Source organism: Periweissella cryptocerci (assembly GCF_004358325.1).
Classification (GTDB): domain Bacteria; phylum Bacillota; class Bacilli; order Lactobacillales; family Lactobacillaceae; genus Periweissella; species Periweissella cryptocerci.
Map to the genome: position 1 here is coordinate 2,954,591 of NZ_CP037940.1, position 19,046 is coordinate 2,973,636.

Annotated in this window: 15 protein-coding genes; all 15 read left to right on the forward strand. The window is 34.1% G+C overall.

Translation table 11 applies throughout. The annotated features are described in order from the left end of the window. The first annotated feature begins 8 nt into the window (after positions 1-8). A complete protein-coding gene (locus tag EQG49_RS13290; protein ID WP_133364448.1) occupies positions 9-689 on the forward strand; it encodes a hypothetical protein in 681 nt (226 codons plus the stop codon). After that, a complete protein-coding gene (gene mobL, locus EQG49_RS13295) occupies positions 682-2,763 on the forward strand; it encodes a relaxase MobL (RefSeq protein ID WP_133364449.1) in 2,082 nt (693 codons plus the stop codon). Before EQG49_RS13290 ends, mobL begins: the two co-directional genes overlap by 8 nt. Before the next feature lie 30 nt (positions 2,764-2,793). Next, entirely contained in the window at positions 2,794-3,114 is a 321-nt protein-coding gene (locus tag EQG49_RS13300; RefSeq protein WP_133364450.1) for a hypothetical protein, read from the forward strand. Further along, complete coding sequence (locus EQG49_RS13305; protein WP_133364451.1) at positions 3,104-3,370, forward strand: hypothetical protein; 267 nt, start codon at positions 3,104-3,106, stop codon at positions 3,368-3,370. Before EQG49_RS13300 ends, EQG49_RS13305 begins: the two co-directional genes overlap by 11 nt. Before the next feature lie 17 nt (positions 3,371-3,387). After that, positions 3,388-3,636, forward strand: coding sequence for a hypothetical protein (locus EQG49_RS13310; RefSeq protein WP_133364452.1), 249 nt, complete (start codon positions 3,388-3,390; stop codon positions 3,634-3,636). A 315-nt stretch (positions 3,637-3,951) separates the two neighbouring features. Further along, complete coding sequence (locus EQG49_RS13315; RefSeq protein WP_133364453.1) at positions 3,952-4,548, forward strand: recombinase family protein; 597 nt, start codon at positions 3,952-3,954, stop codon at positions 4,546-4,548. After that, positions 4,545-5,090: a hypothetical protein gene (locus EQG49_RS13320; protein ID WP_133364454.1), complete on the forward strand. Its 546-nt coding sequence runs from the start codon at positions 4,545-4,547 to the stop codon at positions 5,088-5,090. Before EQG49_RS13315 ends, EQG49_RS13320 begins: the two co-directional genes overlap by 4 nt. A 303-nt stretch (positions 5,091-5,393) precedes the next feature. Further along, positions 5,394-6,533, forward strand: coding sequence for a tyrosine-type recombinase/integrase (locus EQG49_RS13325; protein ID WP_133364455.1), 1,140 nt, complete (start codon positions 5,394-5,396; stop codon positions 6,531-6,533). A 119-nt stretch (positions 6,534-6,652) separates the two neighbouring features. Continuing rightward, complete coding sequence (locus EQG49_RS13330; protein ID WP_133364456.1) at positions 6,653-7,351, forward strand: hypothetical protein; 699 nt, start codon at positions 6,653-6,655, stop codon at positions 7,349-7,351. Between the two features lie 422 nt (positions 7,352-7,773). Further along, complete coding sequence (locus EQG49_RS13335; RefSeq protein WP_133364457.1) at positions 7,774-8,601, forward strand: hypothetical protein; 828 nt, start codon at positions 7,774-7,776, stop codon at positions 8,599-8,601. A 331-nt stretch (positions 8,602-8,932) separates the two neighbouring features. Further along, on the forward strand, positions 8,933-10,279 hold the full coding sequence (locus tag EQG49_RS13340) for a DUF3991 and TOPRIM domain-containing protein (RefSeq protein WP_165964914.1): 1,347 nt from the start codon (positions 8,933-8,935) through the stop codon (positions 10,277-10,279). Positions 10,280-10,409: 130 nt separating this feature from the next. Continuing rightward, complete coding sequence (locus EQG49_RS13345; protein ID WP_133364459.1) at positions 10,410-11,123, forward strand: hypothetical protein; 714 nt, start codon at positions 10,410-10,412, stop codon at positions 11,121-11,123. Between the two features lie 26 nt (positions 11,124-11,149). Continuing rightward, positions 11,150-11,446, forward strand: a complete 297-nt coding sequence (locus EQG49_RS13350; RefSeq protein WP_133364460.1) for a hypothetical protein — start codon at positions 11,150-11,152, stop codon at positions 11,444-11,446. Positions 11,447-11,458: 12 nt separating this feature from the next. Then, positions 11,459-12,532 (forward strand): DUF669 domain-containing protein, encoded by a 1,074-nt coding sequence (locus tag EQG49_RS13355; RefSeq protein ID WP_133364461.1) that lies wholly within the window; start codon positions 11,459-11,461, stop codon positions 12,530-12,532. Positions 12,533-12,698: 166 nt separating this feature from the next. Beyond that, positions 12,699-18,950, forward strand: a complete 6,252-nt coding sequence (locus EQG49_RS13870; protein ID WP_133364462.1) for an LPD1 domain-containing protein — start codon at positions 12,699-12,701, stop codon at positions 18,948-18,950. Positions 18,951-19,046 lie beyond the last annotated feature (96 nt).

Below are 19,046 nucleotides of genomic sequence, written 5' to 3' on the forward strand. Positions count from 1 at the left end.
TGTGTGCAATGTTATCTAATTTTGAAAAACAGAGTCAAACTGAATTGTTTGATATTTTGGAAAATTTGTCACGTTTGAATTTACGATGGTTCGCTGAAATCGGTGAGTATGATTTTTATTTTAAGAGGTTTGTAGAGCCAATTGAATCAATAAGTAGTGATGAAAATATCATTCAAAGAATTAGTACGGAACGTGAATTGTACGTTAGACTTGTCGAGTTTCAAAGCCTTTTAGGAGGTGATGACAGTGATGAGAAGGAAATAAGCGTTGCTGCTAACGATAGTCAAACAACCCGTTCTCGAGCTAGTAAATATCATCTTACGGTAGTTGAAGCGTTTGTTGATACTTATCGTAAATTTGGTTATACGACAACGCAAATAGTTGAATTTTTATCTGAAAAAGGAATCGTCACTTCACTAAAACAAGTGAATAATGTTATAGATTCTCGCAAGTTAAAAAGATATGTTTCAATTCGTAAACGCAGCAGTAAAGATTATATTGATGTACTAGCTATTTATGTAAAAACATTCATGCAATTTGGTTTTAAAGTTTCAGAGATGGTTAGTTCACTTGCTGATTTGGGTATTGAAACTTCTATAAAACAAATTAATAATGTGATTTATTCGCGGGATTTGTCTCGGTTTGTTTCTAGTTCAATAGCGGAAACTAGCGTTTGTGTTTATGAGTGAAAACAAAGGATTTTATTCAGATAAAGGTAGCAATGCGAATGTTGTTACTATGTGGGAATTTGCGTTACCTAGTAATACAAATAAGTTTTCAAATTTTGTGAAATATACTAATAGAAATGAAGCAATCAAACGTGATGATTATAGTGATTATGTTGGGTACACTTCACGTGATTCTGCGCGTGTTATTGATTTTGATGAAGAAAATTCGGATAGCTATACAACATGTTTTAATGGTTCAACAACACATATGACTGTTGATGATGTTGCTGCCCTGGAGGCACAACTAAATTTGGCACAAGACCATGGTAGTCCATTACAAAAAGGTGTGATTTCGTTTAAGACCGATTGGTTGGTTGATAACGGTATTGTAAGTTTTGATGATGGCGATGTGACTAATTTTAAAAATGGTAATAGACATGTTTTTCAAAACAAATTGAAGTTAGCAGTTCAAAATGCGCTTGAAGAAAAGGGTGGATTACTTGATATGGAAAAATTTAATTCGCCGATTTGGTGGGGGAATGTTCACTTAAATACTGATGATGTTCATGTTCATATTGGTATTTGTGAATCTGGAAAATCGAAAAGAGATTTGACCAATGAAGGTGAAACTAAAGGCGAATTTAGGCAGCATTCCATTGATCACTTTAAAAGAGCTATTTACGATTATGTTAGTCAAAATAATAGACTGGTTGAATTAGAAAGAACTGAGAATGAGTTGAGTAAAGATATTCAGAAACGACATGTTATGCAAGTTAACCTAAAAAATGATTATTTACTTAATAGAGCTTTCAAAGCACTTCCAAAAAATAAAAAAGTTTGGCGTGAAAAGTCTAATTCAAAGCAGATAGCAGCTTCAAAAAAATTAGTTCATGAGTATATTGAAAATGTATTAAAAGATGACCCATTATTTCAAGATTTTATTGGAACTTTGGAATCTTATAACGCTACGTATCGTGCGAATTTTGGTGATATACGTGTTGACCAGGTTGAAAGAGGCACTAAAGAATTAAAGGCAGATTTATCTAGCGCAATTTTCGCTAGATTTCGAGATATGGATTCTGGTGATTTTGAAAAGGACATAAAGGAGGAATTTGAAAATTCATCTGATAAAGAGAATGAAGAAGCTATTAATAGTTTGAAAGACCAATTGAAACGTACTAGTGACAGTACTTTGCAACGCAAATTGAAGCAAGAAATTGGTTTACGAAAAATGGCAATCCGAAAGCACCACATTGATGATTTAAAGTCTATTGCTGATGAACGGTATTCAAATGTATTGGGCTTAGAGAAGCAAGCTAGTGTGAAGTTTCATAATAGCGGAAAAGAACTTTTATCTTTTAAAAAAAATCAGTACCGAATGCAATCACGCTTTTATGAACTTTCACTAAAAGCAACTTATCAGATGAGCCAAGATGAACGTGACGAAAAGAAGTTGCTGGAAGTTTATGGGATTGATGTGGTCAATATTAATCCTGACAAATTGTCAGCTAAGAGTGAGGGTAATTTGGTGCATATGCTTGATAGAGAAAGCAGGCTAATTTCTAAAGTGTCCGAGGAGGAGTTTAAGGAATTTGGTGACATCTACGGATTGCAACCTTCTGTACTAGGTCGCCGTAATCAGATTAATGAATTACATCGTTTGCGGCAAATAACTGAATATAAAGGACAGGTTCGAGATAAAAATATTTTGCTAAAAAACATGGATAAAGATTCTTTGAATGCTAAACGGATCCGTGGTGAAATTGGTGGAATTTTCAATAATTTGAAAGTCTTGTACGCTGGCGGGGCTGCTACTGATGTTGAGCGTGAGCGAGTTTTAGTAGTTGCGAATTATTCAAATACTCGTCACCGTAAGGAGCTACGTGCTGAACGGAATAACAACGGTTTAAGGCTGTCTGGTTCTTTTTTGAGTAGTGTTCGTACATTTATTGCTTTAGCTTCAAAAGAGCGTCAGGTTGCAATTTTGAAGCGTCCAATTTCTTTTGATTCTGATTTTGATTCTGATGAAATTGAGTTGCAACTTGAGGAGCGTAAACGTGAGCAAGATATGAAACAGACTAATTTGAATATTTAGCATTAACACAAGGAAAAAGGTGAAACAGTAATGGTTGATAAGATGATTTTAGAGATTATTATATTGGTGTTATTAATAATTTTGGAATTAATTATTTTTTTTGCAGTAACTAAAATGGTCTATATTAGTTCTAAGAAATTGAGTAGTAGGCGTGAAATCTCGGAAAATAAATTCAAGTCGCTAGTAAGTACAGGTAAGTCAGAAATCCCAGAACGCGAAAAATTTATTTTTCAGTATGGGTATGAGAGGGCTTTGTACGATGTTGGTTTGGAAAATAAGATGAGTTACCGAAAAAATGAAGATGTGACACCTTATGATGGCGCTAATGGAGAAATAGATAATGAAATATAAGTATATTAAAGTCAATGATTTAGAAATCGTATTAAAGGAAAATCTTACCTTTAAGCATATTGATTTATATCGTTCTGTTGCCAATGATATTATGCGTGAAGTGAATTCATACTTTGCGAATAACAAGGTGCATATAAAAAATGAAAGTCATTTGATTGAAATAGCTAATTCATTGCAAGCTGCACATTTGAATTTAGCCGAGGCAGATACTAAACGTTGGGCTGCCGTCGGGGCATTTCATCGGTTGATTGATTAATGAATTGGAGGTGCGTTATGAAAGAGGAATTAATATTTATTGTTCGATTGGATAATGGGAAGTGGTTCAGTTTTATTAATGATGATGGTACTGAGGATTTTATGTGTGCAGCTATTAAACGTACGTATGATGAAGCAGTTAGTTTAGTTAACTTGGTTGGTGGTGAAATCTATAGAATTCCATGCCCAGTGTTAACTGTGAATGCACACAAAAGTAGTTCTGATGAGTTACTCATGAATGAGAGTAAGGCATTGGGAAAAGCATGATTATAGCGGTGTGGATTTGTTTTACTTTTCTTTTACTAGTGTTGATTGCTTTGTCTGCTGTAAATTTTATTGAAAACAAGATTATCAGAGTTGTTGCTCTCGTACTAGTATTAGTTCTTGCTTGGGTTATTAAAGATATTATTAGTTCTATTATCGTTACAAATATTAAGTCATGGTAAGAAGAATGACTGTGTGCATTATGGGTATACCGTTAATGCTCATTTTGGAAAGGTGATATACCAGGCATAGCAATTGTGCACTAAGGGTGTGCAATATCGAAATTGTTTAATCAGTAGATGAGGTTGGTTAAAGTGTATGAAAATTGGTTATGCTCGTGTTAGTTCTGACGGTCAAAATCTTGATCGTCAAATTGCCGCATTAACTGAAGCTGGTGTTGAAAAATTATTTGTAGAGAAGTTGTCTGGTGCGAGTTTTGAAAATCGTAAAGAATTTCAAAAAGCAATTGATTATTTACGTGAAGGTGATTTTTTAGTTGTTGAAGCATTGGACAGGCTTGGACGCAATTATGACGATGATAAATTTGTTATTGAGTTGCTCGATAAGAAAAAAGTTGGGCTAATTGTAACTAGTATGCCAATTCTTAATCAAGAGATTGGTGATCCGTCAATGCAAAAATTTATTCGAGATATGATTTTCCAAATGTTAGCGTGGATAGCAGAGCGTGAAAGAACAGAAAGTAAGCGTCGACAAGCGCAAGGCATTGCGATTGCTAAAGCGGAAGGGGTTTATAAGGGGAAAGTTCCTGAGTATTCTGCAAATGCTAAGAATTTGGCTAAACGTGCAGTATATAATCAAGTGAAATATCAATTAAGCATAGGATTATCTGTTTCTGAAATCGCTAGGTCAGTTGGTATAACTCGTCATACTGTGTATGAAATAAAAAAGAGATGAACCGGCATTTTAAAGCCGGTGATGTAAGCAAGCAGCGTGAATGGCAGAAAATAGTTGAAAGAATAGAGGGCATTACGATTAATAAGAAATTTTTACAATTGCTTAGCAGAGTAAATTATCAAATTGGAGATGATAAAGTTTTACTGTCGAACGTAATAAATGTGTTCTTGCAGATTGCTCGGTGGTCGGTATTGTTGTATGGCGTTCCAGGAGCGATAAGTTCTTTACTGATTTTGAACCTAAGTGCTAATGTAAATGTACAAAGTGTCACTGCTACGATTGTTTCCATGTTGAATATGGGCGCGGTTTTCGTTTTGATGATTTATGCTGCTTTGATATTAATAGAGGTCAATTTAAATGGTCATTTTTCTGGGAAATGGCTGATTACTGTGGTTAATATCATAGTGGTGCGAGTTAGTAGTGGGTTGATTACAAATAGCGTTAGTTCGGTAAATAGTCTTGCGTTACAAGGATTGCCTTACTTTGTTGCATATGTAGTATTGTTGATTTTTGCACGTAGAATTGGTAAAAGACAAGGATGAACCAAAAATTCCTTTTGGAGAAACTGTTGAAGTGATTGCTTACGGTATTTAAAAATAGTTCATCATAGAAAAATAAGACTCAAGATTTCTTTTTTTGAAACTTTGAGTCTTATTTTTTATGTATACACTGGTTTCATCATTAATTGTAAATCAGAGTAAATGAAGTTATGTTTCAATTTCGTATTATAAAAATCTTATGAACGCTTGTTTTTAAAAAATGGAAGCGCTATAATTATTTTCGTTGTTTTTTGATATGTTTATCGTTGCATAAATAAAAAATGATGAAGAAGAGAGGGGAATTAAATGATTTTGTATCGTAAATATTTAGAAGATTATTCGGTAATGTGGGAATTTCTGGAAATTGATTGTGATGACAGTTTAGGTAAATTAACGTATCAACGTAATTGGCGCAAAGGGTACGCTACTAGAGCACAAGCCGTTGAGGCAAGTCGCAAAATTGTTGATCGTAATGTTCCTGTTACGTCAGCAGTTTATTTCTCAGATTTAGTACGTTTATGGTTTGAGGATTATGCAAAAAAGGTAAAAGGAAGTACTGTATTGAGGGCTAAGTCGATGTTTGAATGTCACTTTCTATTATCTCGAATGCTTGGAGATTTTAAAGTATCTGAAATTTCAGAAAGTGAAATAAAGCGAGTCATTGAAGTGCTAATCAGTGAAGTGACCAAATACAAGCGTTGTATTTATTATTTATCTCAAGTTTTTAAATTTGCCCTCGAAAAAGAAATTTGCAATGAGAATCCAGTTGCAGCTATTTATGTTCCTGGTGAAGTTACAACTAATAAAGTGGTATCTCCACACTGTGAGAATTTTTGGGAGATGGAAGATTTGAATAAATTCATGAAGATTATTCAGCCAAAAGATTTGTGGAAACTTGATAGAAGATTTGTGTATTTTAGATTATTAGCTTACACAGGTATGCGGAATGGCGAACTGATTGCATTATCCTGGAATGACATTGATCCGATTCGTCACGAAATATTCATCCATAAGAGTGCATCACGCGACCAAGACGGAAAACAAATAATTAGTGATACTACGAAAACTCCATCTGGAACAAGAATTATTAGTATTGATTCAGAGACAAGTTCTATTCTGGCAGCGTACCGTACACTTGTATGCCCAAAGTCATTTGATGAATTTATTATTCCTAATTCTGTTGGCAATATGTTGAGTTTGACGCGTCCAGATACCTGGTTGCGGCGAATTATCCGACGTTATAAGTTGAAACCAATATCAATTCACGGATTCAGACACACGTTTGCAACGTTAGCGTTTGACGCTGGAATACGTGTTGAAGAAATACAAGAACAGCTTGGTCATTCGGATTCAAAAACTACGGTACAAACATATATTCATATAACAAACCGAGCTAGAAAAAGACGTATAAATAGATTTCATGAATATTTACGCTTGGGAAAATAGAAAATAATGAATGCGTAGTATAATAAACATATAACCTTGTAGAAAAGTAAACAGGTCGTGTTGACGAGATAATAGAACTTATAATCAAGATTACAGTTGAAAATGAGGTAATTTGAAAAATGAAGAAACTCAGTAAGGTAATGTTAGCTTTAGTTGTCAGTTTAAGTATCGCACCAGCAGCGCTTACTCCAGTGAACGCATCGACAATGCCTGACGTACACAAAATAACAAGTGTGCCCAAGGCATTCCGAGGTACGTGGTACAAGTATGGTTATATTGATAATGAACAAACAGGTGTATCTCACAACGGTTATATAAAAGCGAAAGTAAGCGCTAAGAAATTTGATTACTCAAAATACACAAAGAAGTTTTCACCTATGGCACTTACTGATGCTGGGTCAGAGTGGCAATTCATGCCATATAAAACCAGTGGAAAAGGGATTAAATCAAATACCATTTATCTACTAAATGGTCAGGGTATTCAAGTTGTTCGAGCACTCAAGGTAAACGGACAAAAAGTGATGATCGTTAATAGTGAGCAAGCGCACTCAACAACGCTCACCATTTATGCCAAATCAAAGAACGTCAAATTGATAAAGAAAAGTGTTGAAAGCGTAAATCCATTTGGAATGGGAATTGATTCTAAGAATGATGCAAAAAAACAACGCAAAGACTATATCAAGATGAATAAAATAATCAAGAAATATATGGGTAAATCATTGCACCTAGCGAAGCTTAATCACTTTGGTGTAACCATAAGATATTACACAGCGATTGATTACGTCAAATATAACAGTAACTACATTCCATATTTATAACCATGGTAATAACTGTTTGTATATCTACGCGCCAAGTATTCATGTGTTTAGGAAAATAGAAAAAAGCTGCCAAGTAATTGTTGGCAGCTTTTTTTGATTTTTACACATAGTATATTCGCCAATCCCTTGAGAATATAGGGATTGACTATTTTATGGTTAATACAGGATCAATTGCAATTAAAAATAGAAATTTAGTGTCTGCTAAAGCATACTAGCACCATAGCATTAAGCAGTGAATTAGCGCAATTATGTCTAATTATAGAAATTAATTTTACAGATGTTTGACAAAGTGAATTATAAACTGTATCGTTGCACACAAGTTCCACAATCTCCACATTTTCCACATTCAGTTTAAGGGCTGGTATCCCTTTCCACTTACAACTTCTGGTGAGAAGTTCATCCCAAATATAGGGGGGATTTATATGTACTTAGATAAAAAGTTACGTGTAAGTATTGCAACCATTTCAGCGTTAACCATTGGGAGTGTTGTAGTTCCATCCGTAGTATCTGCTGAACAAGTATCTCAGAATTCGGGGAACTATCAAGTTGGACAAGTAGTTTCAAGCGATTCAGATGTTATCGGTAGTTCTCACGTCACTGTTTTAGATACTGATAAAAATGCACAATTTGAGGGGATTGTTGCTAATAATCCAATTCTTAAACAAGCGAATAAATCGGATGTTCCTCAAGGAATTCAAGAGATTGCTGCGAATGACGACCAAACAGCATATGCTGCAACGAATGAATTGTGGGATAATCTTCAAGTGGCATTAAATGATTTAACAGCGTCATCTAGTTATTCCAACTCGTCTGATAAAGCGAAAGCAAATCAAATTCAATCACTATTAACAAAATATGATGGTGCAGAGGTATCATATGAATTTGCTGATAATGTAGGTGATACTCGTGTATTAACAGTTGAAGGATTTTATGAAAAAATCACAAAAGGCGGCGTGAACGATTTCGCTTCAAGCAAGAAAGCGTTACCTAAATTACGTTCGTATTATGGACGTATAGAGATTGCTGGTGCTGAAGGGGTTGGTCTTGGCGCAGCCTCAGGTCCTATTGGAGCGCTTTTACTTGTTAGTGGTAGTACAGTTTTAATTGAACGAGCTAACGCCGCGCAATCTGATATAAAGGCATGGATTGCGAAAGGTTCATCAAAAGGCGGGGCGCGCATCACGGTAACTGACGAGTTTCCAATTTCGTCCTTGAAGTCAATTAAACAAGCAAAAATTAAAAAGTTGTGATTGTTTATGATAATTGCGCTGATTATACTATTCATTGAATGGTTGGTTTCAGGTTGGATGTTGCTACGAGATAAGTATAAAAATACGGTCTGGCCTAACCCTAAAGTCACATTTTTAGGGAGTTCAGTTGGTTTGATAGTTGTGTTAATTCAATGCATTCATTTATACTGGATTTAACATAACGTTCCTTATTTCACTAAGATAATAAAAGGAAGTCATTCGTAAGTGAATGGCTTTTTTTGCTGGGTATTTATTCAAGAATACTGTTAAAAATCTATTGAACTGTATTTTAGTAAGATTAATGATAATACATCTACATGGGAGCCTGCTTATGAAAGACGATAAATTATCGATTGAAGTAAGTTCAATTAGAGAACTTAAAGAGCTGACAAACAGTTTTAAAATGAGAAATAAAGGTAGTCAAATTCATTATTACGATGAACATGGACTTGCGAGCAGTCAGCCAGTTGGTACTAAATTTATTTTATCCATTAATGGTGAAAAAATGAATGTACGAACGTTGACACCTAGTGATTCAACAAAATTAAACTATCAAGCAAATGAGAGTACGAAAATAGCTAATCGAAATGCTGAATTTGAAGCTTTTTTAGATGATAAAGGCATTGAACATAGCCTTTTTTCAATTGGTCGATGGGTTTTGATTGATCAAGTTAATCATCATGGATTACGGTTTGATGAATCTGTTGGTTATTATTCTTCGATGAGTCATGATGGTGAGTTTGGAGGAGTTAAAAATTTCATCCGAGATTACTATAAGGTTTCTGATGAAAAAGCAATTAAAGAGTATAAGGAATGGCTTTCGGATTTTAAACCAGAAAGTCAGGTTGATGTACCATTTAAAAAAAGTAATGTTTTTTCATTATCAAAACTTGATTTAGTTCTTGGCAAAAAGGATGTTATTGATACTTACTTGGTTGAAGAACGTAAGATTAGTCAAAAGTTAGTTGATGATTTATATGGTGCTAATTTAATTAGTGTTGATACAAAGAACAATATAGATTTTTTGTGGTATGACCATGATGGTAGTCAAATTGTTGGTGCTGATAAACAAGGTACTGTGAAGAATTATAAGAAGTTTCCCGAACATGGTAATTTTAAAGGAATTGCCAGTGGTTCTGCTAAAGGTTATGGATTTAAGTTTCGACATAATGGGGGCGATGAAGTTTTAGTAATAACCGAATCACCGATTGATTTAATTAGTTATTATCAAGTGAATGATGATATGTTTAACGAAAAATCTTCAGTTACAATGTTGTCTACTAGTGGTGTATTAAAACTGTTGAATCGTACTGAACGCAGTGGGAAAGTTGAATTTAACGGTGTCTTACCTACTTTTCTTCGTGATAGCGGTAAATTGCCACAAAAGATAATTATCGGTTTTGATAACGATGATGAGGGTTTAAGTGCAGTTGATTCTTTTCTACAGAATGCGGAAGTTTTGTTACAGAATACGGATGTTGAAGTTCATTTACCTATTGAAGGTAAGGATTGGAATGAAGAATTACAATCAGGTGCTAGCGGGCGTGTTGTATATACTGCTAATGGATTCGAGTTAGCACGTCGTGGCGGTGCCTATGTTCCTACGGTTGTTAGTTTTAATGATGATAAAGATATTTCAAGGAAAAACAGTAGTATTGGTCGGGGAAAAACTAGATAAATGTTGTAAATATGACTTTCTGAATATGATTGTCATATTTTTTTGTGCCGAAATACTGTTAAAACTGTAATAAAAAAAAGTGCTTTATTCTTAACTCAGGGAAAAAGGAAAGTATACGAGGATATTAGTGATGGATAAATTGAACGCGTTTTTGGATAGAGCAGTTACTTTGTTTACGGCAGATAAGGCTATTACTTGCGATTTACGGTGTTATTTGGCTGCAAGTGGTTTTAGTTTGATGGGCAGTGATCAAGTTAACAAAATTTGGCTAAAGCACTCTGTAAATGGTGTGGTAGGTACTTATGATGTTAAAAATGTTGATTTGTTAATTGCTAAATTGATTGATTATCTTCATTCTGTTAAATCATTCGGTAAAAACATTTTGTTATCAGATTTATCGTATTTTGAAATATATGAAAAATCTATTGGAGAAATTGTTGAACAGGAGACTAACGAATTTAGTGATTCATTATTTTTAAGTCCTGATGATTTACTTTATTACGATGTAAAGGCGTTTTTTTATGGAACACTTGAAAATCGTTTAGTAGATTCTGATTTTAAATCATTTGTTGTTATGCTGGCAAGCAATGGCATTAGATATGTGGTTGAGCATGGTTTAATAGACGATTTTGAAACTGAGCCTGATGTAATTGATTTTTTTGAAAGGCATTCAAAAATGATTTTGAATAAGTTCAATATTCAAAAACAAGAACTAACTGACCTAGATAAGGTGAATTTAGGGAAAGTTGCCTTTGTATCGGAATGTATACCGATTGTAGAGTCATTTATTCAGTTACTTGATTCTCGAAAAACTGATTTAGCAATTGGAAAACAATTTATTTGATGACAGAAAGGAGTTGTTGTTAACGAATGACTATTAAAGATGATTTTAAAGCCCAAGCGATGTTGATTAATGATATGTCGTGGAGTATACGCCGTAGTTACGGTAAACCTGTTGAATATAGTGAGAATACTCGCTACAACGTAGTTAGTTTGATTGAACGTAGTGAATATCCAGAATATTTTGTGGATTATGGTGATTTAGACGCTCTGAAAAACTATCAAGACGCGCACTCTGATGATATTGAATTTGACGCACCGTTTATTCGTGGATGGCAGTTTGATTTAGCAGCTAAATTTCAGGTTGATGGTGAAAAATTGAGTTAGAGGGGTGAACGTATGGCGTATAACTCGTATCGTAAAAGGTCATTTAATGTTAGTAAGAACCAAGCTAGAGAATATGCTTCAGAGCTGGAAGAAATATCAACATATTTTAGAAATACAACGGTTGATATTTCGTCGCATTTGGATTCTGTTTATTTTATGTTTAATCAAGAGACTGGTTTAGATCGACGTACTAAAGCAAAGAATTTTGATGGCTGGAGCGTCCGCCTATCGAATCATAGTTATGATAATCAGTATCACTCTTTGAACCGTGCTAATCATGTAATCAATATTAAGTCATCTAAGCTTGATTTCATTGAAAAATACAAAAATGTAAACAATACTTTGACAACAATTTTTGAAACATTGCAACAAAATGGAATTGATTTATGTGACGTTAATTTCATTAATTATGCTAATAATGTTTCGGTTAAATTGTCTAATAGAAAAACGCTTAAAACACTTGTTAATTTAGAAACCATAGAAAGAGAAAAAAAGGTGGAAAAAATGGCTGAAGAAAAGGTAAATGCCCGTGATTATACTTTCGCACCAGTAAGTGCAAACACGGTTGGTGAAATGATTATTACGGATATTAAGCAGCGTCCGTCCAAGGCAAAAGGTAATCGGGAATTTCTTGCAACTCAATATACGTTCCGCAATGATATTGAACAGAAATATGCTCATGGGGCTGGTATGAATTTTTCTGACCGTACATGGGCAGCCAACGACGGTAGTTTGAAGGCGGGATATGATCACTTGAATGATATTGCCGACGCGGCTGGTTTGCTAGGCGACAAGAAAATCACTAATCTTGAAGAAGCTAAGGAAGTTCTTTTGAATCAACCGCTCAAAATTAAAGTGGCGTTACGAAAGGATTATACTGACCATGAAAATATAGAACATTTTTCAAATGCGGTATGGGCAAAAAATGTTTCACCAACTGATAAACCGGTTGTCGAACATGATTTTGAGCAACGCGCTAAGGTTCGTGCTGAAAAAAAAGCTCAAGCTTCTCAAGTAGAGACAGAAACTAAATCGAAAGAACAAGTTGTTGAAGTTCATAAAAACAAGGGCGGTATTTCTCGTTAAAGATTTATGTACTTTCGAACTGTATGAAAAAGAGAATACGAAAAAACGCAAAAAATATGACAATTGTATTCAATTTGTCATATTTTTTTTGCCGTTTTTACTGTTAAAACCGGTTTCTTCAAGTTTCGTCGATACTTTATATATAAATAGATTACGAGGTGTAGACATGGAAAAAACGGTTGATAACACTACGGATACAGGATTTATTGCTAGTGACGATTATTATTCTATTTTTAAAAAGAATTTGGGATTTGGTACAAAGAATGAACCAAGTAACTTCACGGTGAACGAAAATAATCCATATCCAAATCAGCTTGAAAAAGCGGTGCTATGGATGACAAAGAATCAAGAGTATACCACACAAGAATTAAGTGAGGCTGTGAATGAATTAGTTGTGAATGCTTCTATTGAGCAGAAACTTGTTAAATTAGATGTTGGTGTTGTTGACGTTGTACGTACTTTGTCTAGTGGACGAACTGTTAATAATAAAATGCTAACCATTAATGGTGTTGAGACAAATACTTCGGTTAAAGATATTTTGGGTGATATTGATGGTTTTGATATATCTGATTTTGCGTTTTATTGTGAATCTGATGAAGCAAAGCCTAAGAAATTTGTAAGGCGTGATGGTTCTGAACGTGTTGATAATGTATTTGGAAGTGTTCAAATTGTTTCTTTAAAAAATGATATTAAAGATAATGATTCTGGGGAGTACATGTTACGCCAGTTTTTTCCAACTATAGAGTCTGGTGACAAACCTTGGATAAGCTCTTGGAACGTTCACAACGCAAATCGTTTAGTTGCTATTAATAATCTGTATAAAGTTACTAAGAAAAGGTTTGAGGAAAAGGGCGGTGCTATTGATGTTGCTGGACTAGAACGTAATTTGGCTTCACCGTTTGATACTGAAATTCATAAAATTGAAGTTGCTAGAAATGAATTGGCTGACGGAACTCGTCCTTTGAGTGATTATTTTGTATTGCAGCAAGGTTCTTTTGTTAATAACCGTCTTTCTCTTGATGATTTTTATGAAAATGGTGGCTTTTCATCTGATACATCAATTGTTTCGGCTGCTTTAGCATGTTCCAAGTTATATGTTAGTGGTGGAAAAGGTAAACCAATTTTAATTGATGAAGATGTTATTCAAAAAATAAAAAAAGTCCGAGATGAAAGTATTAATGGTTTGGACGAAATTAGTGAAATGACTCCTGAAAAAGAACAAGGTAGTATTGCTTTTTTGTTTAAGGATAGGCTAAAACGGCATTCTTATGGGAAGTCCACGAAATTTGACACATTATATTATAACGCCAAGGGCTGGCGTGCTGGTGTGAGTGTTCCTCGCTATGGCGTTGTATATGCTCTTGACTCTTTTAAAGCACAGTATGATGAGTTTTTAAATTACAAGTTAATGAATGATTATGAAAAAGAGCTGGATTCTGATTATGCTAAGCCGTTTATGACTAAGAAAAACATCAATAAGTCAACTCAAGCAGCGATGGAAAATTCATCATTTTATCAAAATGGGTTTAAATATGTCGAGTTTGATAATGATGTTGATTTAGGTAGTATAGGTACCATTGAAGCGGAATGGGCTAATTATTTTTATAGTTTTCCTGAAGTACCGTTTGAGCAACCAGATATTAGATTCCGAAAGCTAGGTAATTATCGGTCAGCAGGTATTTTCTTTCCCGGTGCTAATTCAATTGCTATTGATGGTAATAGTATTTATTCACTTACGCATGAATATGCTCACTATTTGGACTATCATTTCAAGCCAGGTAAAAATTTGTCTATGGACGATGATTTTATGAAAATTGTTGATACGTATAGAAATAGGATTGATGAGCTTGATCATGATAGTTATGTGTATAAACATAAAGGGTATTTCTCAACGCCTACTGAAGTTTTTGCTAGAGCTTTTGAGCTATATAAGAAAAGCCAAGAAAACGATGATAAAAATATGTTTTTGGCTCCTCAAAAAACTTATGACAATGAAACTGATTATCAATTGTTGAACAATGGGTTGAAAGAACTTGCCTTTGCGTACTTTGATAAAGTTGGTTTGAATATCGGTAAGGAATCTATTGAAAAAGAAATGGCGAATAATGGTGTTGAGCAGTTAGAGGCAAGCAAGATTACTCAGACAAACGAGGGCACAAAAAAAGTCCAACAACCTACGTTGCCAGACTCTTCTTTACAGCTTTTTAGTTTAACGTGGATAACTTCGCCCCTTAAAACCTCCACACAGAATGATGAGTTTTTGTTTAGTGAGAGCTACTCAAATCATACAAATCAAACTCTCCCTTTAACTAAAAGTATAGCAGATTTTGACAAACCTAACAATAAGCTCCAATTGAAACTGGGATTGAAATTAGCGAGTTATAAGTTACCAAAAGAATATTTAGATGAGCGCGAACAAGAAAATACAGAACTAGAAAATAATAAGAATAACAAACGTCCATACTTAACGAATTTATTGTTTCAAAACAGTGAAGTGACAATGTTCATTCCAGGCTCTACCAAAAGAGATTTTTATGCAAAAAAAGATGGTCGTGATGTTTTCCAATTTGCAGCTCCTCAAAACAACGCTCCTGACTCTTATTTTGATTTTTCAAAAGCTTTGGTTGTTCCCAATGATGTTGATTTTGAACTGACTAACGGAAATGTATTACCGATAGAACAATTTAAATATTTACAGGATAATAGAAGTCGTTTTGTATTACAGTTTATGAATTCCATGAACGATATTCATCAAGCGTATATTCATCATGAAGATGAAAATGTACAGAATCATAGCAAATATCAGCGTGTTTCACTTTTCCAACAAGCTAACTTATTGGGGTGGGACGTTGAGAGACGCAAAATAGATGAAGGACTGGATTTAAGTGAATCATTAAGTGCAGTTAATCAAGTTTTAAGTCCAGATACTAATTTGGTTTGGCAATTGGGAGGTGAAAAACCAATGAATGTGGCACCTGATAATGATTTAGATAATTCTGGTATAGAAGAAACTGAGCATGAAGTTAGCGAAGGTCTTTATAGTGCGTTACGCAACATTGGTACTGAGCAAGTTTTAAATGTTGCCGGAGTAGGTTCCGTAAAATATTTAGCCGTTTTTGGTCATGATGACGCTGTTATTTCTGTTACTAGTGGCTTTGACGATGGTCGTGCACGGTCTTTTAATGGACGCATAGTTTTTGATAATAAATCGTCAAAATACCGATTAGAAACGGATTCAAGGCAAGCCGATGATTTTGTTTTAGTAAGCAATTATCTTGGACTTAAAGAAATTGTTGAAAGTTCAGATTTCCTTAGCGCATATGTTAATTCTTGGAATGAGTATCGCCGTAACGCGAACGCTAGGAATGGTCTTGTTGCCGACGATGGCATTTTGGATAGTTCCGCTATTCGGCTTGAACAGGTCGATATACCCGGTGAGAAGTTAGCAAATTTTCAAGATATATCTTTTCATGACAAGTTTAGTTCAATTGATTCGGTTGTTGAGTACGAGTTATTGAAAAACAGAGAAGGAACTGAAACAAAAAGCATTATTGATCTGTTGTCTGAACAATCTAGCATGGGTGATAGTGAATTAGGTACTTTAATTAAGTCGATGGTGGATGATTATTATGATTATCCCACAGGTGATGTTTTTATCCATGTTTCTGAGAATGGTATGCAAGTTACTTCGTCATCTGCGTTACTTTCTTCTGAACATGTTTCCTGGAACCATGTAGGAGCGGTTGCTAACAAATTATTGACCGATAAAGGGCTAGTTTATCAGCCTGAACAAGTGATTCAAAATGGTTATGCAGCGGATTCCAGTGATGATAATGTAGACGCAAGAAAAGACGTTTTGGAGTCTGGTCATAATGCCTATCTCGCCAGTGAGACGTTTAAAGATGAGTTCCAAAAAGTGGTTGAGAGTGGTAATGCTTCAACATTTAAGATGGCAACTCAAGAAAATGAAGTAACAATATCACCAAATTTTAAATTTAATGGTGATGTTACCTATAATGTTTCAATTGGTGATAGTAATATTCGGATAAATGTAAATCAAGATTTTGCAGTGAATTATCAGGTTTTTTTAGACCATAATTGGCAGGAGCATGATGAATTTTTAACATTTGGAATTTCACATTATTTGACTACTAATGAGTTTAAGGCAAGTTTTGTTAATAGTTGGAATTCTTGGAGAAAAGCTGAAAATATCAGCGGAGGACGTGATGAAAATGATGGATTATATCCAGAATATGTAGATTCATATCCGATTAAAAAAGTTACTGATGGTTGGCTTAGAGAGAAGTTTAGCACTGATACGAAACTAAAATTAGCAATGCTTGTTCATAATAATCCTAGTTTAAGCGATTCAGAAATTGGACAAAGTTTAGCAAATGAGTGTAATAAAGAAAAAATTCATTTAGCTGGATCAAAAGAAGATGCAATTTATGGTATTTCTAGTGAGGAAAGTTATGATGTTGTAATCGGTGTTGACGGACTACATTTTGCAGCTACAACTGCTGAAGTACCTAACTCTTTTCTTTCTTGGGATGAGATTGGTGGGCAATTGAAAAATTTAATCATTAATAATGAATATTTTGTCGATTATCTTGGAAAAAATGAAACTTCGGAATTTAAAAAATTATTAGTTGGAAGTATAGATGGAACGCTTGATACAGTATCAGAAGATTTAAATAAGCGATTGCAGAATGAAAATTTACGGTCATTGAGTGTTCCAATTAAATATGACAATGGGATTAGTTTAACTTCAGATTTATTGTTTAAGAATACAATTTTCTGGGATGAAAAGAAAAGCTGTGATTTTGTGGTTCATCAAGATGTTGATGGTAAAGATATTGTTATTATGAGTGGAAATTATGATTCGCTAGGTGTTAATACTGCGAGTCAAATAAAGGGGTTGTTAGAAGCTGCGTATTATACTTTTAATCCTACTTCTGATTCTAAAGTTGAGGAAGTGGAGCAGATTGAAGATACTCATGATAACTCAACAAATGAAATTAGTGATGATTTACCAGTTTCAAATTTAAATACCGAAAACTTTATTGCCTCTAAAATTGACAATGATGATTCTAAATCATTGTTTTTACATGGTTATTTGCAAAACCGTAAAGGGGTCATTAGCATTCTTGATCGAGTAATTGTTACTGATAATTTGGGGCAAGAGAAGATATACAATGCAGATGATAATCGTTTTAGTGCAGATGAGTTGGCTATGATGGATAAAAAATATGTGCGTTGGGCTACTGTATATAATTATGATGGTATTGAGAAACTTGAGTATAATGTTGCACATCGTGAATATGAGTTGCAACAAAAATGGCATAAAGGTGACTTAAATCCTAAATTTTATGAAGAAAACAATTTAAATGTGTTTTCACCCGTTACAGAAGTGGCTTCTAACGTTGTTAAACAAAATGAGAGTGTAATTACCCCAAATGATACTAAACCTTCAGAAAATGAAAAAGAGATGGCTATTTCAGTTGATGATGGGATTAGCAATGATGTTTCGGCAAACAATGTAACTCAGTATTGGTATGAATTAATGCAGCGTCCAGTTGGATTAGGTGCGCAACCCAAAGGATTTATTGCTAAAAATGATGATAAGAACGATAAGTACGGAGCTGTTGCGTACTCAAATAAACTTGATTTAAACGAAATTGCTAATTATGACTTGAAATATATTGGAAGTGGAAGTGATTATGATTCTGCTGTGGCAAATTCAAATATTAGTGATTTAAATGATAAAGTGCTAAATATACTGTCATTTTTGAATGAGGAACAATGGGATTTATGTTTTGACGCACTTGATGTGATTCATGATGACCCTAATCGTGTTGATAAAGTTACTGCTGGGTTTATGGAAATTGCTAAAGAACAAGGTGAGCCCATTAGTACTTTGTTGAGTGATTATTTGGAATTAAATGAATTACCGCTAGATGAAAAGGTGGTTAATTCACTTCAAAAATATGAACAAACTGGAAACTATCATTTTGTTGATTTAGCCAATGAGTATAGTTATGGTGGGTTAGTTAAGTACTCCGATAATTTAATCGGTTTAGATAAATGTGATAAGGTAATGAAGAAAAAAGTGCAAGCTGTTCTTGAAGAATTTATTGCTACTGAAGTTAAACCTGGTATTACGGTTGGCAGTATTATTAAAAAGAATAACTTGCAAATTGATGTTACTCCTCAACAAGATGATTATAAATTGCAAACATTAGAGCACTTCATGAATGCCGTAAAAAAGTCTAAAGTTGATGTTACTAGTGAAGAATTGAAAAATTTAAAAAATTGGTACTTGAGTGGAAATAAAAATGTTGATGGTTTAGGTAATGTGTTTAGTGATATTCCAAGTTTGGGTAATGCTAAGCAAAAGCTTGAAGGTAAAAGACGCTAAATATGAATATGGTGTGTTGAATTTTAGAAATTCAGCACACCTTTTTTTGTTGGTTTCATACTTTTTTCAACGGTTTCTATCGTAGTACTCTTATAT